At 60.3% G+C, this 21278-nt stretch carries 19 protein-coding genes and 3 tRNA genes; 15 read left to right on the forward strand and 7 right to left on the reverse strand.

Features of this window, described 5'->3' with window-relative positions:
- On the forward strand, nt 1–1554 hold the full coding sequence (locus tag I6L34_RS04795; RefSeq protein WP_216955949.1) for a PAS domain-containing methyl-accepting chemotaxis protein: 1554 nt from the start codon (nt 1–3) through the stop codon (nt 1552–1554).
- Nucleotides 1555–1620: 66 nt separating this feature from the next.
- The gene (locus tag I6L34_RS04800; protein ID WP_005362155.1) at nt 1621–1977 is read left to right on the forward strand and encodes an MGMT family protein; all 357 of its coding nucleotides are present in this window, start codon (nt 1621–1623) and stop codon (nt 1975–1977) included.
- 16 nt (nt 1978–1993) lie between these two features.
- On the opposite strand, the gene I6L34_RS04805 is transcribed toward I6L34_RS04800, so the two are convergent.
- Nucleotides 1994–2158 (reverse strand): hypothetical protein, encoded by a 165-nt coding sequence (locus I6L34_RS04805; protein WP_005334891.1) that lies wholly within the window; start codon nt 2156–2158, stop codon nt 1994–1996.
- A gap of 108 nt (nt 2159–2266) precedes the next feature.
- A complete protein-coding gene (gene topA / locus I6L34_RS04810) occupies nt 2267–4888 on the reverse strand; it encodes a type I DNA topoisomerase (RefSeq protein ID WP_107683628.1) in 2622 nt (873 codons plus the stop codon).
- 355 nt (nt 4889–5243) lie between these two features.
- Here topA and astB point away from each other — a divergent pair, with 355 nt between their 5' ends.
- The 7 genes from astB (at nt 5244) to I6L34_RS04845 (ending at nt 9481) form a co-directional block, all read left to right on the forward strand.
- Nucleotides 5244–6581 carry an N-succinylarginine dihydrolase gene (gene astB, locus I6L34_RS04815; RefSeq protein WP_216955952.1) on the forward strand — a complete coding sequence of 446 codons (1338 nt, stop codon included), beginning with the start codon at nt 5244–5246 and terminating at the stop codon, nt 6579–6581.
- Between the two features lie 241 nt (nt 6582–6822).
- A tRNA-Tyr gene (locus I6L34_RS04820) sits at nt 6823–6907 on the forward strand.
- Nucleotides 6908–6945: 38 nt separating this feature from the next.
- Nucleotides 6946–7030 (forward strand) — tRNA-Tyr (locus tag I6L34_RS04825).
- Between the two features lie 44 nt (nt 7031–7074).
- Nucleotides 7075–7159, forward strand: a tRNA-Tyr gene (locus tag I6L34_RS04830).
- Nucleotides 7160–7301: 142 nt separating this feature from the next.
- Entirely contained in the window at nt 7302–7592 is a 291-nt protein-coding gene (locus I6L34_RS04835; protein WP_058059185.1) for a hypothetical protein, read from the forward strand.
- 277 nt (nt 7593–7869) lie between these two features.
- On the forward strand, nt 7870–9231 hold the full coding sequence (gene yegQ, locus I6L34_RS04840; protein WP_106842767.1) for a tRNA 5-hydroxyuridine modification protein YegQ: 1362 nt from the start codon (nt 7870–7872) through the stop codon (nt 9229–9231).
- Nucleotide 9232: 1 nt separating this feature from the next.
- On the forward strand, nt 9233–9481 hold the full coding sequence (locus I6L34_RS04845) for a YfhL family 4Fe-4S dicluster ferredoxin (protein WP_075114823.1): 249 nt from the start codon (nt 9233–9235) through the stop codon (nt 9479–9481).
- A 57-nt stretch (nt 9482–9538) separates the two neighbouring features.
- Here the strand turns inward: I6L34_RS04845 and I6L34_RS04850 are convergent, their stop codons facing one another.
- On the reverse strand, nt 9539–9931 hold the full coding sequence (locus I6L34_RS04850; RefSeq protein ID WP_216955955.1) for a DUF1090 domain-containing protein: 393 nt from the start codon (nt 9929–9931) through the stop codon (nt 9539–9541).
- Nucleotides 9932–10089: 158 nt separating this feature from the next.
- On the opposite strand from I6L34_RS04850, the gene I6L34_RS04855 reads away from it, so the two are divergent.
- Entirely contained in the window at nt 10090–10443 is a 354-nt protein-coding gene (locus I6L34_RS04855) for a DsrE/DsrF/TusD sulfur relay family protein (RefSeq protein WP_005334901.1), read from the forward strand.
- 174 nt (nt 10444–10617) lie between these two features.
- Nucleotides 10618–11700: a diguanylate cyclase gene (locus tag I6L34_RS04860; protein WP_064339649.1), complete on the forward strand. Its 1083-nt coding sequence runs from the start codon at nt 10618–10620 to the stop codon at nt 11698–11700.
- A 34-nt stretch (nt 11701–11734) separates the two neighbouring features.
- Here I6L34_RS04860 and I6L34_RS04865 read toward each other — a convergent pair whose 3' ends face one another.
- Nucleotides 11735–12958, reverse strand: a complete 1224-nt coding sequence (locus I6L34_RS04865; protein WP_075114930.1) for an MFS transporter — start codon at nt 12956–12958, stop codon at nt 11735–11737.
- Nucleotides 12959–13158: 200 nt separating this feature from the next.
- A complete protein-coding gene (gene sohB / locus I6L34_RS04870) occupies nt 13159–14166 on the reverse strand; it encodes a protease SohB (RefSeq protein WP_075114931.1) in 1008 nt (335 codons plus the stop codon).
- 222 nt (nt 14167–14388) lie between these two features.
- Here sohB and I6L34_RS04875 point away from each other — a divergent pair, with 222 nt between their 5' ends.
- Nucleotides 14389–15144 carry a YciK family oxidoreductase gene (locus tag I6L34_RS04875; protein WP_005334909.1) on the forward strand — a complete coding sequence of 252 codons (756 nt, stop codon included), beginning with the start codon at nt 14389–14391 and terminating at the stop codon, nt 15142–15144.
- A 132-nt stretch (nt 15145–15276) separates the two neighbouring features.
- A complete protein-coding gene (locus I6L34_RS04880; protein WP_075114932.1) occupies nt 15277–16191 on the forward strand; it encodes a LysR family transcriptional regulator in 915 nt (304 codons plus the stop codon).
- A gap of 16 nt (nt 16192–16207) precedes the next feature.
- On the opposite strand, the gene I6L34_RS04885 is transcribed toward I6L34_RS04880, so the two are convergent.
- Nucleotides 16208–17380 (reverse strand): MFS transporter, encoded by a 1173-nt coding sequence (locus I6L34_RS04885; protein WP_216955960.1) that lies wholly within the window; start codon nt 17378–17380, stop codon nt 16208–16210.
- A 181-nt stretch (nt 17381–17561) separates the two neighbouring features.
- Here I6L34_RS04885 and I6L34_RS04890 point away from each other — a divergent pair, with 181 nt between their 5' ends.
- Nucleotides 17562–18704: a MalY/PatB family protein gene (locus I6L34_RS04890; RefSeq protein WP_058055674.1), complete on the forward strand. Its 1143-nt coding sequence runs from the start codon at nt 17562–17564 to the stop codon at nt 18702–18704.
- Nucleotides 18705–18786: 82 nt separating this feature from the next.
- Nucleotides 18787–20199 (forward strand): TAXI family TRAP transporter solute-binding subunit, encoded by a 1413-nt coding sequence (locus I6L34_RS04895; protein WP_216955964.1) that lies wholly within the window; start codon nt 18787–18789, stop codon nt 20197–20199.
- 124 nt (nt 20200–20323) lie between these two features.
- Here the strand turns inward: I6L34_RS04895 and I6L34_RS04900 are convergent, their stop codons facing one another.
- Entirely contained in the window at nt 20324–21238 is a 915-nt protein-coding gene (locus tag I6L34_RS04900; RefSeq protein ID WP_042658174.1) for a LysR family transcriptional regulator, read from the reverse strand.
- Nucleotides 21239–21278: the final 40 nt, after the last annotated feature.

A 21278-nucleotide genomic window follows, 5' to 3' on the forward strand; every position in this document is an offset into this window, starting at 1 on the left:
ATGGCCCGCAGAGATGTCCATACCCTGGATAGCGAAGTGGAGTTTCCTGCCGACGTACAACTGGTCTCCACTACTGACCTGCGCGGGGTGATCACTTATGCCAATCCGGCTTTTTGCACCATCGCCGGCTATAGCGCCGACGAGCTGGTCGGTCACAACCACAATCTGGTACGCCACCCCGACATGCCCAAGGCCGCCTTCGCCGATCTCTGGGCCCGCCTCAAGGAGGGCAAACCCTGGCGCGGTCTGGTAAAAAACCGCTGCAAGGATGGTCGTTACTACTGGGTAGATGCCTATGTGACCCCCATCTATGAAGGCAACAGGATCAGCGGCTACCAGTCGGTACGCTGCAAGCCCGAGCCCCAATTCAAGCGCATCGCCGCTCAGACCTACCAAGCCCTGCTCAAGGCCGAGCGCGGCAACAGAAGCAACCTTCCCTCTCTTGCCAGAGTGCGCACCCCGGCCATTACCCTGCTGCTGCTCGGCCTGATGGGCTGGACCTTCGCCAGCCAAGGGGCCATGACCGTCCTGCTGATGCTGCTGCCCCTGTTGCTTCTTGGCGGAGCCTACTGGCGCGAGCTCTTTGCCCTGCCCCACTATCTGCAGCAACTGGGCCGTGAATATGACAGTCTGACCCGGCTGGTCTACTCCGGTGATAACCCCGGCGCCATTGCCGATTTTCATATCAAGATGCTGCAGGCCCGCATCCGAACCGTTTTGGGGCGGATCAACGATGCCACGGCACCTCTGCAAACCCTGGCCATCAATCTGAAGCAGGCCTCTCATCAGGCCTGTCTCGATATCAACGAGCAAGATGCCCAGACCCAGCAGATGGCTACGGCTATGACTCAAATGGCCAACACAGCTCACGAGATCGCCCGCAACATCCAGGACTCCAACGGTCAGGTCAACGAAGCTCGCAATCGTTGTGAACAAACCAACCAGCAGTTGAACCAGACCGAGCAACAGATCGAACAGCTCGCCAAACAGGCAGAGCTGGCGTTCAACTCGGCGGTAGAGCTCGCCAGCGAATCCGAACGGATTGGCAGTGTCATGGGCGAGATCCAGGGCATCGCCGAGCAGACGAACCTGCTGGCCCTCAACGCTGCCATCGAAGCTGCTCGCGCCGGGGAGCTGGGCCGTGGTTTTGCGGTGGTCGCAGACGAGGTGCGTACTCTATCGACCCGCACCCACAAGGCAACCGAGCAGATCCAGGGCAGCATCAAGCAGATCCAGCACACGCTGGGACGCTGGAAGGGGATGATGCAGGAGAACCTGCAACAGACCCGCGCATGTGCCGAGATGACCCGCCAGGGCGCCAGCAGCCTCCATACCGTGCTGGCAGAGATAGAGCTGGTCACCGAACACTCCACCCAGATCGCCACCGCTGCTGAGCAGCAACAAGCGGTAGTAGAGGAGATCAGCCGCAGCATCCACCAGATCTCCGAGTACTCCCACGCCAACAGTCAGAAGATGCTGGATGTCGATCACTCCAGTCAGGCTCTGCTGGAACGGGCCAAGCAACTGAAGGGGCTTAGCCAGACCTTCGGCTGAATCATTGCCAGCCTCATGACAGAAGCGCCACAATGGCGCTTCTGTTGTTTTTGACGAATCGGGTCTATGAGCATTGAATCAAGTCCATCCCCATTGAACAAAGCTGCCCGTATCGAAGCGATCATCGCCCTGATCCCGGCAGGCCGGGTGGTCAGCTATGGTCAGGTGGCCGATCTGGCGGGGCTGCCCGGACGGGCAAGACTGGTAGGCAAGGTGCTGCGGGAAACCGACAAGGTACTGCCCTGGCATCGGGTGCTGGGCGCAGCGGGCACCATCTCGTTACCGAAAGGATCGCCAGGCTTTGCCGAACAGACGGGACGCCTGCAGCAAGAAGGGGTCGTGGTGATCGGTGGGCGGGTCAGAATGAAGGAGTGGCAATGGCAGCCCGATCTGGCCGAGCTGCTTTTTCTACTGCCGTTTTGAGGGGGGCACAGCCGGCTCACTCCAGCGGCGCCAGGATCTCGTCACTGCGCACCTGCACTGGTATGGTCTCGTCCGCGCGCTGAAGCAGTACCAGCAGGCTCTGCCGGTCCACTTCCAGCACATAGGCCGCCCCTTCACGGGTCATACAGCTCATGCCTGGCCGGATCTCGTTAATCTCCATCTCAACCTCCTTGTCTACTTCGCGATTGACGACAGCTACACTCCTTGCAGCTGTCTCAGTATACCGCTATCCATAAGCAAAGAGGCCCCTTGTCGGGGCCTCTTTTCATCAGGCTTTTTTAGCCTTTGGCAAACTCTCTTGCCAGGTACCGTTGTCGTAGTGAGCGGTCCAACCGGTCGCCTTGCCGTTGACCTCGCTCATCACGTACTGCTCCTTGGTCTTGCGACTGAAACGTACGATGGCGGGGTTGCCGTCCGGATCGGTGAGCGGGGCACCGGCCAGATACTTGTGCTTGGCGGAGATGCGATCCTTGAAGCGCTTGAGCTCTTCCACCAGCGGCGCGCGAGTCTCGCGGGATTTGGGGAAGTTGCTGGCTGCCAGGAACAGACCGGCAGCACCGTCACGCAGCACAAAGTGGGCATCGGACTGGGTGCACTTGAGCTCCGGCAGCGGCACCGGATCCTCCTTCGGCGGCGCGATGTCGCCATTTTTCAGGATCTTGCGGGTGTTCTTGCAGGTCTCGTTGGTGCAACCCATGTACTTGCCGAAACGGCCGTTCTTGAGCTGCATTTCGCTGCCGCAACGGTCGCACTCGATGCTCGGCCCTTCGTAGCCCTTGAGCTTGAACTGGCCCTTCTCGATCTCGTAGCCATCGCAATCCGGGTTGCGACCACAGACGTGCAGCTTGCGGCTATCATCGATGATGTAGGCATCCATCGCAGTGCCACAGACACCGCAGCGGTGCTTGGCGCGCAGCGCTTCTGTTTCCGCCTCTTCGCCGTCAGTGGCGGAGACAAACTCGTCGGCAGAGACCAGGTTGATGGTCTTCTTGCAGCGCTCTTTGGGCGGCAAAGCATAGCCGGAGCAGCCGAGGAACACGCCGGTGGTGGCAGTACGAATGCCCATCTTGCGGCCGCAATCCGGGCAGTCGATGTCGGTCATCACCATCTGGTTGGCACGCATGCCGCCCTCTTCGGGCGCCTTGTCGGCCTTCTCCAGCTCCTGGGTAAACTCGGCGTAGAAGGCATCCAGCACCTTCTTCCACTCAAGGCTCCCTTCGGCGATGCCATCGAGCTTGTCTTCCATCTTGGCGGTGAACTCGTAGTTCATCAGCTCAACGAAGTTCTCCACCAAACGATCGGTGACGATCTCACCCATCTTCTCGGCGAAGAAACGGCGGCTCTCGACCCGCACATAACCGCGATCGACGATGGTGGAGATGATGGAGGCGTAGGTAGACGGACGGCCGATGCCGCGTTTTTCCAGCTCGCGCACCAGCGCAGCTTCAGTGAAACGGGCAGGCGGCTTGGTGAAGTGCTGGCGCGGATCCAGCTTGACCAGTTTCAGCACCTCGCCAACGGTCACCGCCGGCAGCTGACTATCTTCACCCTTGCGACCCATAGGCGGCAGAGCCTTGGTCCAACCGGCGAAGCGCAGGGTACGGCCACGGGCCTTGAGCTCGAACTCACCCGCCTTGACGGTCAGGGTGGAGGAGTCGTACTGAGCCGGGGTCATCTGGCAGGCGACAAACTGACGCCAGATGAGGTCGTACAGACGCATGGCATCCGGCTCCATCCCTTCCAGCATCTCGGCAGTCACCTGTACGTTGGAGGGACGGATCGCTTCGTGCGCTTCCTGGGCATTGGCCTTGGCGCCATACAAATTCGGCTCGGCTGGCAGATAGGCCGCGCCATACTGCTCGCCGATATATTCACGCACCGCCTCAACCGCCTCTTTGCTGAGGTTGGTGGAGTCGGTACGCATATAGGTGATGTAACCCGCTTCATAGAGACGCTGGGCCATCATCATGGTCTTCTTGACCCCGAAGCTCAGCCGGGTAGAGGCCGCCTGCTGCAGGGTAGAGGTGATAAACGGCGCGGACGGTTTGGAGCCGGTTGGCTTGTCTTCCCGGTTCACCACCTTGTAGTCGACCCCTTCCAGGGCTGCGACAGCGGCAAAGGTCTCGGCCTGGGTCACCGGCTTGAAGTCGGCACCATTGCGGCTGACTACTTCCATCCGCAGATCGCTCTTGTCGGCGGTCAGCAGGTCGGCATTGAGATCCCAGAACTCGACCGGAACGAACGCCTTGATTTCGCGCTCTTTATCGACGATGAGACGCACCGCAACGGACTGTACCCGACCGGCGGAGAGACCGCGGGCCAGCTTTTTCCACAGCAGCGGGGAGACCATGTAACCCACCACGCGGTCGAGGAAACGACGGGCCTGCTGGGCATTGACGCGGTCAATATTCAGCTCGGACGGCTGGGCGAACGCCTCCTTGATGGCACTCTTGGTGATCTCGTTGAACACCACGCGCTTGTAGCGGCTGTCGTCGCCACCGATGATCTCGCGCAGGTGCCAGGCGATCGCTTCTCCTTCTCTATCCAAGTCGGTTGCGAGATAGATGGTGTCGGCTTTCTCGGCCAGACTTTGCAACTCGCTGACCACCTTCTCCTTGCCGGGCAAAATCTGGTAATTAGCCTGCCAGCCAGCGGTCGGATTGATACCCATCCGGGCAAACAGGGCCTTGCGATCCTTGGCAGCCTTCTCGGATTCGCTCAACTTGATGCCGCGAATGACAGGTTTCTTGGGCTCGGTGCTGGCGCTGCCGCTGGTGGGCAGATCGCGAACATGACCAACGCTGGATTTCACCACGTAGTCCTTGCCCAGATATTTGTTGATCGTCTTGGCCTTGGCCGGAGACTCCACTATGACCAGTGATTTGCCCATGCTGTAACTATTATCCTCATTGCACCCGACGGGGTTGGTGTGCGGTTTTGTGGGGCTGTATAAGAGATTTGGCGCGAAAAAGCAATCTTGTGAGCAAATTTGCCTGACCAGCCCGAACCACACGGCTTCTTTTATTGCTTCTTTATTTATTAATGCGAAGGCAACAGGCCGGACGCAACCGCTTTTTCAATTTTCTGCCATACCGCCCCTCTTTTTATATCTGAAACGACATAAAAACGTCTGCTGGTTACCGGCTTGTTACAAAAACATAAAATCTCTTTATAATGGCCCAACCCCGACGCATTGTGCGCGGAAGGAACCGCTACCCATCATAAAAATCGAAAGGATGTACTCAATGAAGCACTTCGAGGTCAATTTCGACGGTCTGGTCGGCCCGACTCATAACTATGCCGGCCTCTCCTACGGCAATGTTGCCTCCCAGAGCAATGCCCAGGAGGCTTCCAATCCGAAAGAGGCCGCCAAACAGGGACTGCGCAAGATGAAGGCGCTGACCGAGCTTGGCATGACCCAGGGGGTACTGGCGCCACAAGAGCGTCCCGACCTCGCTACCCTGCGCCGCCTCGGCTTCACCGGCAACGATGCCCGGGTGCTGGAACAGGCCGCCAAACAGGCTCCCGCCGTACTGGCTGCCTGCTATTCGGCTTCCAGCATGTGGACCGCCAATGCCGCCACCGTCTCTCCCAGTGCCGATACCCAGGATGGCCGCATTCACTTCACCCCCGCCAACCTGACCAACAAGTTTCACCGCTCCCTGGAGCCGGGCGTCACGGGCCGTATCCTGCGAGCCGTGTTCAACAATGATCGCCACTTCAGCCACCACCTCCATCTGCCAGAGAATGACCACTTCGGCGACGAGGGGGCGGCCAACCACACCCGCCTCTGCCGTGCCTATGGCGAGGCGGGGGTCGAGCTGTTCGTCTATGGCCGCAGCGCCTTTGACTACTCCCGCACGGCGCCGAAGCGCTACCCTGCCCGCCAGACCCTGGAGGCAAGCCAGGCCATCGCCCGCCTGCATGGCCTTGGCGAGGAGAGCGTGGTGTTTATTCAGCAAAACCCGGAGGTGATCGATCAGGGGGTATTCCATAACGACGTGATCGCGGTGGGCAACCAGAACGTGCTCTTCTTCCACCAACAAGCGTTCCTCAACACCGAAGCGGTGCTGGCCGAGATCAGCGGCAAGTTTGGCGAAGGGGAGCTGCACTTTATCGAAGTGCCAACCGCCGAGGTATCCGTGCTGGATGCGGTGAAATCCTACCTGTTCAACACCCAGATCCTCACCCTGCCCAATGGTGAGATGGCCATCATCGCCCCCACCGAGTGCCGCGACAATCCGGCGGTGTCGGCCTATCTTGGCAAGCTGCTGACGCAGGAGACCCCGATCAAGGCGGTCCACTACATGGATGTGAAACAGAGCATGCGCAATGGCGGCGGCCCGGCCTGCCTGCGACTACGGGTTGCCATGAACGATCAGGAACTCGCGGCGGTCAATCCGGCTTGCCTCATCAACGACAGCCAGTTTGCCCGCCTAGATGGCTGGGTCGATCGCCACTACCGTGACCGACTGACCCTCGATGACCTGCGGGATCCGGCACTGGTGCAGGAGTCCCGCAGCGCACTGGACGAGCTGACCCAGATCCTGAAACTGGGTTCGGTCTACCCGTTCCAGCGCTAGATGTGATGCCCGAGAAGACCGCCGACGCTGGCGGTCTTCTGCTATTTCCCTTCTCTTCAGCGCGATCGCCAACTTGCACGGATGCTGTTTTGTGCAGAAAAGCAGCGTACAACTTGCTGATAAGCTTGAATTTTGAGCTGGATGTATCAAAAAATAGACGAACAGTCATTTTTTACTGCCAGATGCCTCATCAAGGGGTTCACAAAGCCTCTGGATCTGATAGTATGCGCCTCGCACTTGGGGAGGGGTTCCCGAGCGGCCAAAGGGATCAGACTGTAAATCTGACGGCTCTGCCTTCGAAGGTTCGAATCCTTCTCCCTCCACCATTCAAGTGCAAAGTAGTGACAATCAGGAAATACCCCGTGGAGGGGTTCCCGAGCGGCCAAAGGGATCAGACTGTAAATCTGACGGCTCTGCCTTCGAAGGTTCGAATCCTTCTCCCTCCACCATTTCCCTGATTGCAATGGCTGAATACAATTTGCTTTGCCCCTGTGGAGGGGTTCCCGAGCGGCCAAAGGGATCAGACTGTAAATCTGACGGCTCTGCCTTCGAAGGTTCGAATCCTTCTCCCTCCACCATCATTCAAGAAAACCCGGCCTAGTGCCGGGTTTTCGCTTTCTGCTATCCCCCTCACACTTTTTCGGTCTTGTCAGATCTGACAGTTGCAATTGCATCCCATCTTGCTCATCGTGGCATCATCGACATCAGAGTGTTCACATCATGTTTGAAGTCTGGGACGAGCATGGTCACGCCACCGGTCTGACATTGCAGGCGCTCAAAGTCAGAATCAGCAACGACTATCAGGGTGATCTGATGGTGCGCTACAGCAACAAGCTGGGACTCCCCACGACCCTCTTTCTGACCATTCATCAGGGCGTTGCCTATCAGCGCTTCAAAGCGGGCTCGCCAAAACTGGATTGGGAGTGGCTGGCCACCGCAGGCAATGGCCACAGCCCCCGCAATTTTATGAGCGAACAGTTCCCCGCTTTTCAACTCGCACTGGATAATTGAACATCAGCAACTATCGCTAACCCACCATCAAAGATTCCCCAAAAGCTGATTTTCCATTCGCATGATATTCCTGCCAAATTGCATGATGACGTGGGGGCGAGTACAATCTCGCACCCCGAATATCCGGCGCATCTTCTTTAGATAGGCTCGGATATGCCGTCATCGGGTCGCGCTGCATTGAGCCTCTTCTCTGAGAGCTTCTTGCACCGCAACTCAACCACTACGATGCCATCAGGTGGCATCGTCCTGATTTGCAATCAGATATAAAGAGTCCGCCATGTTTAAACCAGAATTGCTCTCCCCCGCAGGTTCCCTCAAGAACATGCGTTACGCCTACGCCTATGGCGCCGATGCCGTCTATGCCGGTCAGCCCCGCTACAGCCTGCGGGTGCGCAACAACGAATTCGATCACGAAAACCTGCAGCTGGGCATCAACGAAGCCCATGCGCTGGGCAAGCAGTTCTATGTGGTGGCCAACATCCAGCCCCACAACTCCAAGCTCAAGACCTTTATCCGCGACATGCGCCCTGTGGTGGAGATGAAGCCGGATGCGCTGATCATGTCTGACCCAGGTCTCATCATGATGATGCGTGAAGCCTTTCCTGATATGCCCATTCACCTCTCGGTGCAGGCCAACGCGGTCAACTGGGCCACTGTGAAATTCTGGCATCAGATGGGCCTGACCCGCGCCATTCTCTCCCGCGAGCTGTCGCTGGACGAGATCGAGGAGATCCGCATGCAGGTGCCGGAGATGGAGCTGGAAGTGTTCGTTCACGGCGCGCTGTGCATGGCCTACTCCGGCCGCTGCCTGCTCTCCGGCTATATCAACAAGCGAGACCCCAACCAGGGCACCTGCACCAACTCCTGCCGCTGGGAGTACAAGGTGCACGAGGGTAAAGAAGATGACGTGGGCCAGATCGTCCACCGTCAGGAGCCCATCGCCATCCGCCCGGACAACACCCTGGGCCTTGGCAAGCCGACCGATGCCCTGGTGCTGCTGGAAGAGTCCAACCGCCCGGGCGAGTACATGAGCGCGTTCGAAGACGAACACGGCACCTACATCATGAACTCCAAGGACTTGCGCGCCGTCGAGCACGTCGAGCGACTGACCAAGATGGGCGTTCATTCCCTGAAAATCGAAGGGCGCACCAAATCCTTCTACTACTGTGCCCGTACCGCTCAGGTTTACCGCAAGGCCATCGACGATGCGGTAGCGGGTCGTCCGTTCGACCGCAGCCTGATGGGTACCCTCGAAAATCTGGCCCACCGCGGCTATACCGAGGGCTTCCTGCGCCGTCACAACCACAGCGAATACCAGAACTACGACTACGGCTACTCTGTCTCCGACACCCAGCAGTTTGTCGGCGAGATCACCGGTCGCAAAGGTGACATGGTCGAGGTCGAAGTGAAGAACAAGTTCCTGGTGGGCAACAATCTGGAGCTGATGACCCCGCAGGGCAACGTCCGTTTCAATCTGGAGCAGATGGAGAACCGCAAAGGGGAGCTTATCGATACCGCGCCGGGCAACGGTCACGTGGTCTATGTGCCGGTCCCGAAAGATCTGGATGTGAACTACGGCATCCTGCTGCGCAATCTGGGCGACAGCCAGGATACCCGCAACCCGCACACGGCGGCCTGAGATGGCGCTGCTCATCACCGACAAGTGCATCAACTGTGACATGTGCGATCCCGAGTGCCCCAACCAGGCTATCAGCCTGGGTGAGGAGATCTACGAGATCGACCCCAGTCGCTGCACCGAGTGCGTCGGTCACTATGAGAAGCCGACCTGCATCAGTGTCTGCCCTATCGACTGCATCATCTGGGATCCCGCTTATGTGGAGACCGAAGATCAGCTGATGGAGAAGTTTGTGCGGATGCACAGACCGTAAAACGAAAAAAAGGCCGAGCAATCGGCCTTTTTTGATCCTGCGTGCAGCGGCTGGGCATCACTTGCCGACCAGCCGGATCAGTTTGTCCAGCTCCCGCTGGGCCTCCAGCATTCGGGTCTGGGACTCCTCCAGCCTGGCCTGCCGCTTGGCAATCTTCTCCGGTTTGCCACTGACTCTCGCCTCCTGCAGCTCGAGCAGACGCTCATCCACCTCGCCACGCAGTTTGTTAACCCGCTCTTTCTGCTCATTGAGCAGACCTTCATCGGTACAGTTGGCCTTGATATTGCGCGCGGCCTGTTCCAGCCCGGCAATCTGCCCGGCATTGTTGTGTGCTTTGGCAAACACCAGCTGGTCGTTGACGGCCTGCAGACGGGCCTTGCAACCGACCGCCTCACTACCAAAGGCCTGACCCGCCAATAGCAGCAAGCCGGCTCCCAATACTTTCCACATCTCGATTCATCCGGTCTTGTTTGCGAGCTGACCATAAAAACCTCGATCGGCGACAGGGTCAAGCAAGCGGGAAAAAGGTGCGACAGAAGTTGTGCAACATCACGCAATTGCCACCCTGTTGGTTCTACAATGGCGCTCTTTCCAATCGGGAGTCTGTTATGAATCAACAAATTGTGGTCATTGCCAACGGTGCCCCCTATGGCAGCGAATCCCTGTTCAACGCCCTGCGTCTCGCTATCGCCCTCAACGAACAGGGTGGTGCCAGCCTGAAGCTGTTCCTGATGTCCGATGCGGTGAGCGCGGCGCTGGCCGGTCAGGCACCGGCCGAGGGATACAACCTGCGCCAGATGCTGGAGATCCTGCTGGCCCAGGGCGTCACCATTCGCCTGTGCAAGACCTGCACCGATGCCCGTGGCATCACAGCCCTGCCGCTGATCGAGGGCATTGAGGTCGGCACCCTGCCGATGCTGGCCCAATGGACCCTGGCTGCCGACAAGGTGCTGACGTTCTGATCTCCCCCTCCGGATCTCTTGCCCCTTTAGCCTTCACCTGACCCTCCATAGCCCCCGCCACGCGGGGGCATTGCGCGCGCCCCAGCCTCACTGACTACACTATCAATTGCCACGCCTGCTTGTTTGTCCCACCTCACGGACAGCGTAACACCCAGTAATAAACCGAGGACGACGATGAATCCGACCGAACAGACCCTGCTTGAGCAGATGAGGATCACCGACTTTGAAATTGCCCATCGCAAGGAGTTATTGCTGCTCAATGAACAGGATGTGGCGCGGCTGGCAAGTTATTGCAGCAAGATAGAACCACGGATCGACGCCCTGGTGGATCGCTTCTACCAGCAGCAGACGGCCATCACCGAAATCGCCCTGTTGATCGGGGATGCCGATACCCTCATACGGTTGCGCACCGCGCAACGGCGCTATGTGCTCGATCTCTTCAGCGGCCATTACGATCTGGAGTACGTCAACAACCGGCTGCGGATCGGGTTGGTTCACAAGCGGATCGGGGTCGAACCCAAGCTCTATCTGGCCGCCATCAACACCCTCAAAGCCCTGCTGATCGAGGATATGTTCGAGCAGATCCGCGATGAACCGGAGCGCCTCGTCATGCTGGCCGCCCTGGACAAACTCTTTCTGTTCGACATCACTCTGGTCTTCGAAACCTACATTCGCAGTCTGGTGTCGGAAATAGAGTCATCCAGAGAGAAGTCGGAGAACTATGCCAAGAGTCTGGAGCAGAAAGTTCGCGAGCGTACCAAGCAACTGGAGGAGCTGAACCGCACCGATGCCCTGACCGGATTGCTCAACGTTCGCCACCTCAACGAACTGTTGCTGCTGAGCCTGCGCACCTGTCAGCGCCGCGCCGAACCCATGGCCATCGCCTATCTCGATATCGACAACTTCAAGCAAATCAACGATACCGAAGGTCACCAGCGCGGAGACGAGATCCTGCGCATCGTCGGCAACTGCATCCGTCAGGTCTTTCGCGCCGAAGACAGCTGCTTTCGTTATGGCGGAGATGAATTCTGCCTGATCCTGCCGAACTGCAACGAGAGTCAGGCGCGGGATATCTATCTCAAACGATTGATCAACACCGTCAAGGAGCAGCTGGGCGATCTCACCCTCAGTATCGGCATAGTGCAGACCGGACCGGAGCACTACGACGATGGGCTAAACCTGATCCGGCTCGCCGACGAGAGGATGTACGCAGCCAAGAAGGCGCTCAAAGAGAAGACGCCGGGTAGCACGCACTGAACATTCAGCATCACAGATCCCCGCGTTAACCGGGTCAGCTCCGCTCAACCACAGACGTGGCCACAGCGGGACGCTGTACTCTGGCCCCCCACTCATAGAGCGCAAAAATCGCCACACAAAGCAGCGCCATCAGCACATAGAGCAACTGACCGCTCCACTGCTCGAGGATCAAGCCTCCCAGCAGGGCACCTGCGGCCCCTCCCAACCCGGCCAGTGCGCTGGCACCAAAATAGCTCCCCTTGAGATGAGCGGGGGCCATCTGGTCGATCAGCACATTGAGCAGCGGAAACAGAATGGTCTCACCGATGCTGAGCAGCAGCACGGCGCCAAACCAGTGACTGCGCACCATCGGGTCCCCCAGCGCGAAGAGCAGCTGGGCCGCCAGAAAGAGCGCCATGCCGATATGAAGCCGCACCCGCACCGGCCAGCGTGACAACAACCGCAGCAGCGGAAACTGCAGCAGCACCACGGTCAGGGCATTGGTCGCCACCAGCAGGGCAACCAGCTCGGCCACCTGCGGCATCCCGGCCCGAGTCAGGTATTGCACCAGCGGCGAGTGAAACTGGGAGTAGACCAGCACCATCAGGAGATTGGCCATCACCAGCAACAGGAAGGCGCGATCCGCCAGCAACACCTTGATAGCATCCCGCAGTCCGGGGCCAGCCGCCCCCGGCTTGCCTGTGCTGCCAGCCCGGCGAAATCCCCAGCCAAAGGCCAGCGCCAGCAGCAGATAGCTCACCACCAGAAACAGAAAGGTCTCCTGCTGGGCGTTGATCCCGAGGGTCACCCCCAGTAGCGGCCCCAGCGCGGCCCCCAGGTTGAGCAGAAAATAGCGCAAGTGCAGTGCCAGCTCCCGCGCTTTGGCCGAGGCCAGACTGTCGGCCATCAGCGCCTTGCCAGGGGCATCGATGAGCCCCGACGAGAGGCCGCTGCCCATCACCCCGACTCCGAGCCAGAACACCTCGTGCGAAAAACCGAGCAGGCCGAAACAGATCATCGCCACCAGACAACCGGCCAGCAGTATGCTGCGCCGCCCGAAGCGATCAGAGAGCCAGCCGCCGTAGAAGCTGACCAGGGTAGAGAGGGCCATTGAGCCCCCCAGCAACAGGCCGATCAAGGTGGCCGAAAGGTCATACTCCCGATAGAGCAGAATGGAGAGGAAGGGCCACACCATGTAGTAGCTGGTGCGTACCATGAAGGTGCCCAGAATGACGATCCAGACCAGCGGGGTAAATTGCCTGAAGGTGCTCCATGACATCGCTATGCTCCATGCCCCGCAGCTCTTACCACAAGATCCTGTCATAAACGGGGAAAGCATTGAGTTGTAACAGAGGGCCTCAATAGAAACAACCTTTGCTCACCAGCAAGGTGCAACCGGATGCAAAAAGGCCAGCCGATGGGCATCGGCTGGCCTTTTTATCGCGGGATTTCTCTCGGGCTAGCGCCAGAGGGCTAGGCTTAGCGCCAGGGGCTCTGCTGCCACAGCCGCCCTAATCCCGCCTCCAGCGCCTGAGCGCCCTGCTGCCCCAGCTTCTGGGTCAGGCTTTTTGGCTTGCGATAGCTGATGCCGATCACCTTGTGGTGGCTGGCCTGTGCCAGCAGATAGTCATCACTGGTGCAGAGGGTATCCACCAACCCCAGCCCCTTGGCCTGACTTGCCAGCCAGTGCTCGCCGGTCGTGACCTGATCGATATCGAGTTGCGGGCGGTGTTCGGCCACAAAGGCCTTGAAGCGCTCGTGGATCGCCGCCAGCTCCTCGCGAAACTTCTCGCGCCCCAGATCGTCGTTCTCGCCGAACATGGTGATGGTGCGCTTGTACTGACCGGCGGTGTGCATCTCGAATTCGATATCGTGCTTTTTCAACAACTTGTTGAAGTTCGGCAGCTGGGCGATCACCCCGATGGAGCCGACTATGGCAAAGGGGGCAGCCAGGATCTTGTCTGCCACACAGGCCATCATGTAGCCGCCGCTCGCCGCCACCTTGTCAATCGCCACGGTGAGCTTGATGTCACGATCGCGCAGTCGCTGCAACTGGGAAGCGGCCAAGCCATAGCCATGCACCACGCCGCCACCGGATTCGAGTCGCAGCAGCACCTCGTCGCCGGGCTGAGCGACGCCAATCACCGCGCTCACCTCCTCGCGCAGGGAGGCCACCTCTTTGGCATCCATGCTGCCATTGAAATCGAGCACAAACAGGCGACTGCGCTCATCCCCGGCCTTGGCACGCTTCTTCTGCTCCTCTTTCTGCTGCTTTTCCAGCACCTTGCGCTCGGCCTTGCTGGCGAGCGCGCTCTTGAGGGCAAACTGCCCCTGCTCCAGCTCGCTCGAGAGATCGGTCACCACCAGCTCACCCTTGCGCGCTTTCGGCTGGCGAGTGCTGACGATCATCAGGATGATGGCGCCGACGGCCAGCAGGAAGGTCACTGTCTTGGCCAGAAACAGGCCATATTCGGTCAGAAATGTCACGATGGACTCCAGAATGGATCGGTTTTCGTCACATTCTAGGGAGTTTGGCGAATGCGCGCAAAAAATCGCAGCCAGTGCCCGGAAAAACCAACCCGAGCATCACAACCTCTCTATTTTCTTCACATTTTTCTTGCCGCTGGCTGGTCAAACAGGCGCGCGGATCAGTACACTTGGCGCCGATTGCCATGCACTTATGGCCGGAATTTGTTAACAGGAGTTGTCATGCTCGATTATCAGGCACCCCGCGATCTGCTCAAGGATAAAGTCATTCTGGTCACCGGTGCCGGCGACGGGATCGGCCGCGAAGCCGCCCTCACCTACGCCGCTCACGGTGCCACCGTGATCCTGCTCGGCCGCACCAGCGCCAAACTCGAAGCCGTGTATGACCAGATTGAAGCGGCCGGTTATCCGCTGCCCGCCATCGTGCCGGTGGATCTGAAAGGGGCCACCGCCGCCCACTACCGCGGCATGGCCGAAACCTTCGCCCAGCAGTTTGGCCGTCTCGACGGCGTGCTGTTCAACGCCGGTCTGCTTGGCACCCTCTCTCCGTTTGAACATATTCAGGAAAAGGAGTGGGACGAGGTGATGCAGGTCAACGTCAAATCGGAATTCCTGCTGACCCAGGCGCTGCTGCCGCTGCTGCGCCAGACAGCCAAGGCGCAGGGCGATGCCTCTATCGTCTACACCTCCTCCAGCGTGGGGCGCAAGGGGCGCGCCTACTGGGGCACCTATGCCATCTCCAAGTTCGCCATCGAGGGGATGATGGAAGTGCTGGCCGACGAGCTTGAGAACACCGGTGTGCGGGTCAATACCCTAAACCCGGGCGGTACCCGTACCAAGATGCGCGCCAGCGCCTTCCCGGCGGAAGATCCCATGAACCTCAAGACTCCGGCCGACCTGATGCCGCTCTACCTCTACCTGATGGGGTCGGACAGCCGCGGCAAAACCGGCCAGACCTTTGTGGCTCAGCCAAAATAAACAAGTTGCGTGGCCCAGCCCAAATAAATCAATAAAATACCCAGAGTGTTGTGCGGCAGGGGTTAAATTGAATAGGGGGCACAGGCTCCATGTTCGAACCACTGACCATCCTATCTCCAATCAGGTTGAACTATGTTTCGTCCCAAGAGCACGTTTGAGCAATGGCGGATCTTTCAGGCGGTGGTCGACTGCGGCGGCTACGCCCAGGCGGCCGAGGCGCTGAACAAGAGCCAGTCCTCCCTCAATCATGCGGTTGCGAAGTTGCAGCAGAGTCTGGGGGTGCCCTTGCTGGAGGTGCGCGGCCGCAAGGCGGTGCTGACGCCGGCGGGCGAGATCTTCCTCAAGCGGGCCCGTCAGTTGAGCCAGCAAGTAGAAGAGCTGGAAAATCTGGCCAACAACCTGGAGCGGCAGTGGGAGCCGCAGATCAACCTCTATGTCTCGGCGCTGCAACCAAGGGATCGCCTCTATCGGGCGCTGGCCAGCTTCTACCCCCGCAGCCGGGGTTGCCGGGTCAACCTGCACGAACGCATTCACTGCCACTTCAACGCCCTGCAACCGGGGGATCTGATGCTCTCCGAGCACCTGCCCGGCGATCGCACCGGCCTGCTGCTGGACGAGGTGTGCCTGCTGCCCCTCTGCGCCGCCAACCATCCGCTGGCACAGGAGGAGGGGCCCATCCGCAGCGACGTGCTGACCAGCCACAACCAGATCAGCCTTCATCCCCCCATTCACCGCTCGGTGGACTGGAACGATGCGGATGACACCGGCTGGAAGGCAACCCACTACCACGAAGTGCTCGCCATGCTGCGCCTTGGCTTCGGCTATGCCTGGCTGCCGCGCCATCTGGTTGAGCGGGAGCTGGCTGAAGGGTCACTCATACAGCTGGATCTGGAAAGCGGCAACGAACGCCACCTCTACACCTATCTGCTGACCCTCTCCCCCGAATCTCTCGGTCCTGCGACCGAGCTGCTGCTGCGCTGCCTGCGCAACGAATATCAGGGCGAATCAGCGCCGCTTCCGCACCCCCAGCCCCTGCACGGTAAATAACAGCCACATCACCCCGTCAGACGTTGGGCACCCGCCAGCTGGCGGCCAGTGCCACCAGTGCCAATCCCAGCGCCACCATAAAGACCCCGTGGAAACTCCACACCTCCGCCACCACACCGGCGATGGCCCCTGCCATGATGGAGCCGGTGCGGATACTGTTGGCAAACAGGGTAGTCGCTACCCCGGCCCGCCCCGGCATCAGATCCTGAAAGTAAGACATGCCGACCCCCGCCACGATACCGATGAAGATGGCGTTGAACAGCTGCAAGGCGATCAGGGCGTATTGGTCGGTGAGGGTCACCAGACCTGTGTAAAAGGCCGCGCCAGCCAGCACCGCCAGCAACATCATGGGGCGCTTGCCAAAGCGCGCCGAGTAGTAACCCGCCAGCAGCATGAAGGGGATCTCCAGCGCCGCCGCCGTGCCCATCAGGATACCGGCAAGCTTCTCATCCATCCCGAGCTCCCGGGTGATGTAGAGCGGCATATTGATGAGGTACATGCTGTTGCAGGTCCACATCAGGGTGGAAGCGATAAAGAGCGCCCGCACCGCCGGATCCCGCCAGCTGCTGACCCGCTCTGTCTCTTCAGCCATCTTGGGCAAAGGGAGAGAGGGCAGCCAGCGCCACACCACCAGGGCACAGAGCAGATAGGCCAGTGCCGAAGCCAGGTACATCAGCTCGAAACCGTAGCCGATGGCCAGCGCAAAGGCGATGGGCGGGCCTATGACCCAGGCCAGCGAAAACTGGGCCCGCATCACCGAGCTGAACATGTCAGCCCGCCGGTTGCGGCTGTCGGAGTACTCCCGCGCCAGCGCAAACAGCTGGGGACTGGCAGTGGCCGCCAGCGCCGCCAGCATCACCCCCAGACTCGCCAGCAGCCAGTAGTTGCGGTTCCAGGCAAACAGCAGGGAGAGCGCCACTCCGGCAAAACAGCAGCGCAGGATCAGTCGCTTGCGATCCCCCTTGTTGTCGGAGCGATGGCCCAGCCACTGGCTGACCAGAATGCCCACCACCGCATTGATGGTATAGAAAAGCCCGACCAGAAAGGGGCGCACCTGCACCTCTTCGGCCAGAAACAGACTTAAGGTAGGCACCTGCAGTGCCACCGCGACGCCGGTCATAAAGGTCACGGCAAGAAATGAAAGAGAGACGGGGTCAGGGCGTTTGACCGCCGCTATCGACAAGCTCATAGGGTTACCACTGATTGGAGGGACGATACGGGCTAACGGGCGGCAGCCGTATGAAAATTAGGCGCCTATCTTATGTCACTATCAAGAGCGGGCTCAAGGATGCATAAGCAGGTGTGCGCCTTGCGAGGGAGGCCGCGACCCCGTAGAGTGAAAGCCCATCCTGCCAGCACAAGGAGTTCGCATGTTTGATTTTGATCAGGAAGTAGACCGCAGTGGCACCATGAGCCTGAAATGGGACAAGTACAAGGGTCAGGATGTGCTGCCCATGTGGGTTGCCGATACCGACTTTGTCTCCCCCCCGTCCGTGATCGAGGCGTTGACCAAACGGGTTGCCCACGGCATTTTCGGCTATTCACGCCCCTCGCCGCGCCTGATCGAACTTATTATCGAACGGATGGCGACCCGCTATGGCTGGGCCATCGAGCCCGAATGGCTGGTGTTCCTGCCCGGCGTGGTGCCGGGGCTCAACCTTGCCTGCAAGGCGTGGAGCCAGCATGGCCGCGGTATCATCACCCCCAAGCCGGTCTACTACCCCTTCCTGCAGGCGCCGGGCTTCAATGATCGTCCCCTGCTCACCGTGCCGATGGTTGAAGAGGCGGGTCGCTGGGTGCTGGATCTGGCAGAGCTGGAGCGTCAGGCCCCCGCCGCAGATCTGCTGCTGCTCTGCAACCCCCACAACCCGGGCGGCACCATCTTCACCCGTGACGAGCTGCTGGCCATCGATGCCATCGCCGCGCGCCACAATCTGGTGATCTGCTCCGATGAAATCCACTGCGATCTGCTGCTGGATAAAAACGCCCGCCACATTCCCTACGGCGCCATCAGTGCACAAGCAGCCGAGCGCTGCGCGGTGATGATGGCCCCGAGCAAGACTTTCAATATCGCCGGTCTCTGCTGCTCCTTCGCCATTATCCCCAACCCCCGTCTGCGCTTCAGGCTACAGCAGGCGATGCGCGGCATCAGCGCCGACGTCAACCTGCTGGGCTTTGTCGCCGCCGAAGCGGCCTATGAGGGTGGCGAACAGTGGCTGACCGAGCAACTCGACTATCTGGCAGCCAATCTGGCCCTGATCCAGCAGGCGGTTGCACGCTGGCCCGGCGTCAAGCTGGCCAGCCATCAGGCGACGTATCTGGCCTGGATCGATGTGAGCGCCCTTGGCCTTGCCGATCCCATCGCCTTCTTCGAGCAAGCCGGCGTTGGTCTCTCCCCCGGCGCCCAGTTTGGCGATGGTCAGTTTGTGCGGCTCAACTTCGGCTGCACCAGGGCACGACTGACCGACGCGCTGGCGCGGATGGAGCGGGCAATCCTCAACAACAAGCCCTGATCAGCCAGCAACGGGGATGGGCAAGCCCCATCCCTTTTACCCTGTGTCATCAGCCAGCGGTCAACTCAGTCAACGGTCAATTATGTCTCTACGGATCTTGCATCACCTTCTGCTTCCCCTCTGTGCACTCTCTGCGCTGCTCCCCTTTGGCAGCCAGGCGCTGACTATCGGAACGGGCCCGCTTAATGGGGTCTACTACCCGACCGGTGGCGCCATCTGCCGGGTGCTCAATGCCGGCCATGCCCTGCATGGGGACAGCTGCTCCGTGCAGAGCACCCGTGGCTCGATGGCCAACCTCAAGGCACTCGACAAGGGGGACGTACAGCTGGCGCTGGTGCAGTCCGATGTGTTGCACCACGCCCTGCACGGCACCGGCCCCTTCAGCGGGCAGGGGGCCAACAATGAGCTGCGCAGCCTGTTTCGCCTCTATCAGGAGTCGTTGACCCTGCTGGCCGCCCCCAATAGCGACATCACCACCCTGGCAGATATCGAAGGGAAGCGGGTCTATCCGGGCAACAAGGGCGCCGGTGAGCAGATCACCAGCCAGGCCCTGATGGCGGCCATGGGATGGCAACCCGGGCAGTTTGCTGCCTATCAACTCAAGTCGGACAGCGAACCGCTGGAAGGGCTGTGCGATGGCTCGCTGGATGCCGCTTTTGTGGTAGCCGGTCACCCCAGTCTGGCGGTCGGCGACCTGATCAGCCGCTGCAAGGTGCGCCTCATCCCCATCGAAGGGGAGCAGATCGACACGCTGCTCAAACAACACCCCTACTACCAGCGCAGCCGCATCGCCGCCAACCTCTATCCGGGGCAGACCACCGCCATCAACAACATCGGGATGAGTGCCGAACTGGTGGCGCTGGCCAGCCTGCCGGACCCCATCGTCCGTACCGTGCGCGATACCCTGCTGGCCCGGGTCAAACAGTTCAGTCGGCTGCATCCTGCCCTGAGCAAGGTGACCCCCGAGCAGTTGCAGGCGCAAACCGAGCTGCCCCTCCATGCGGGGATGTCGGATCAACCGCCAGCCCCCTTGCCACTGACCCCCGAGCAGTTAACTGCGGAACAGCTGACGCCGGAGCCGTTAACACCAGCGCCATCGGCCTCGGAGGCGGTGCCCACGACAGGGCCGGTGAGCGCCGCCAACGGGACGACTGCGCCCTCTGACGCGACCGCCACCAGCAGTGCCGCAGTGGCAACAGAAGCCACAGAGGTTAATCCCTTGCCCGAAGAGGCACTTGAGGTCACCTCCGAGCTCACTGCTACGCCAACCACCGAGGGTGAGAGCATGGCTCCTTCTGCCGCAGCGTCAACTGCGCCAGCACCATCGGCTGCCGTTTCGACTCAGTGGCCACAAAGCGCCTCTGCGGCAACTTCGTCGCAAGAGCAGGCAACCCAGCCTGCCAGCAGCGCGGTGACTGGCGAAACCCCGCAGCAGGATAAAACCGACACGCCTCCCGCCCCTGCCACCAGCGCAGCCACACAGCTGCAACCCTGAGTGGTCAGCTCCCACAAACGCATCAGGGCAGCTTCGGCTGCCCTGATTGTTTACGCGCGTTCGATAGTGACGCAATTGAGAGCGGCACAGTCACCCCGATAGGCCTGCTCACCTTGCCGCCCCGCTACGGCTCTATCACCCGGGTCAGATAGGGATTGGGCTTCTGGATCTCCTCCTCCACCCAGTGCAGCAACTGCTTGATGGCCCGCGACAACACCTGATTCTGGCGCACCACGTAGCCCAGACTGGTACCGGGAAAGTCGCCGAGGCTGGTGACCGGCGCGGTGAGGTTGAGGCGCGGATGCAGGGAGAAGTCCGGCACGATGGCGACACCAAAGCCCGCCTCGGCCCAATCGAGCTGGGCGTCCACGCTGCCCACCTCCATGATGCGGCAGGGGGGCAAGGCCAGCAGCGGCAGGGACGGGTCTATCAGCGCCCGGGTGCGGGTGTCGTGACCGAGCAGGATCAGGGTCGGCTCATCGAGGGGATCGCTCTCTCCCGCCACCGCCCGCGCCTGCCAGCGGGCAAGGCCGTGCCCCAGCGCGCACCAGGTCACCTGTTGCAGCTCGGTATAGAAGAGCGGCTCGCTGCGCTTTTGCGCCATGACAAAACCCAGATCCGCCTTGCCCGCCTTGACCAGCTCGGCCGCCTGATCCGAGGTTGTGTTGAACAGGGTAAGGTCGATGCCGGGGAACTCCCGCTTGAAGCGCTGGAACGGCTGGATCAGCAGCAGGCGGGAGATAATGTCGCTGGCGGCAATGGCCAGCGTCCCCTGGCTGAGTTGGTTGAGGGCATTGAGATCGGACTGGCAGAGCTGCAACTCGGCGATGGTGCGCTCGGCGCTTTGCAGCAGTCGCTCCCCCGCCTGCGTCAGGCGAAATGGGCTGCGCTCGATCAGCCGCACCCGGGTCGCCTGCTCCAGCCGCTTGATATGCAGGCTGACATTGGGTTGGGTCATGTGCAGTTCGGTGGCGGTCTGGCCAAAATGTTGCAATCGGGCCAGGGTGACAAAGGTTTGCAACCAGTGAATATCCAGCATAAGAGTCCCTCAACCCGCGATGTGCGGGGCTTGCCAGGCA

Origin of the sequence: Aeromonas sp. FDAARGOS 1404, from assembly GCF_019047085.1 — a bacterium.
In the GTDB taxonomy this organism is placed as follows: domain Bacteria; phylum Pseudomonadota; class Gammaproteobacteria; order Enterobacterales; family Aeromonadaceae; genus Aeromonas; species Aeromonas veronii.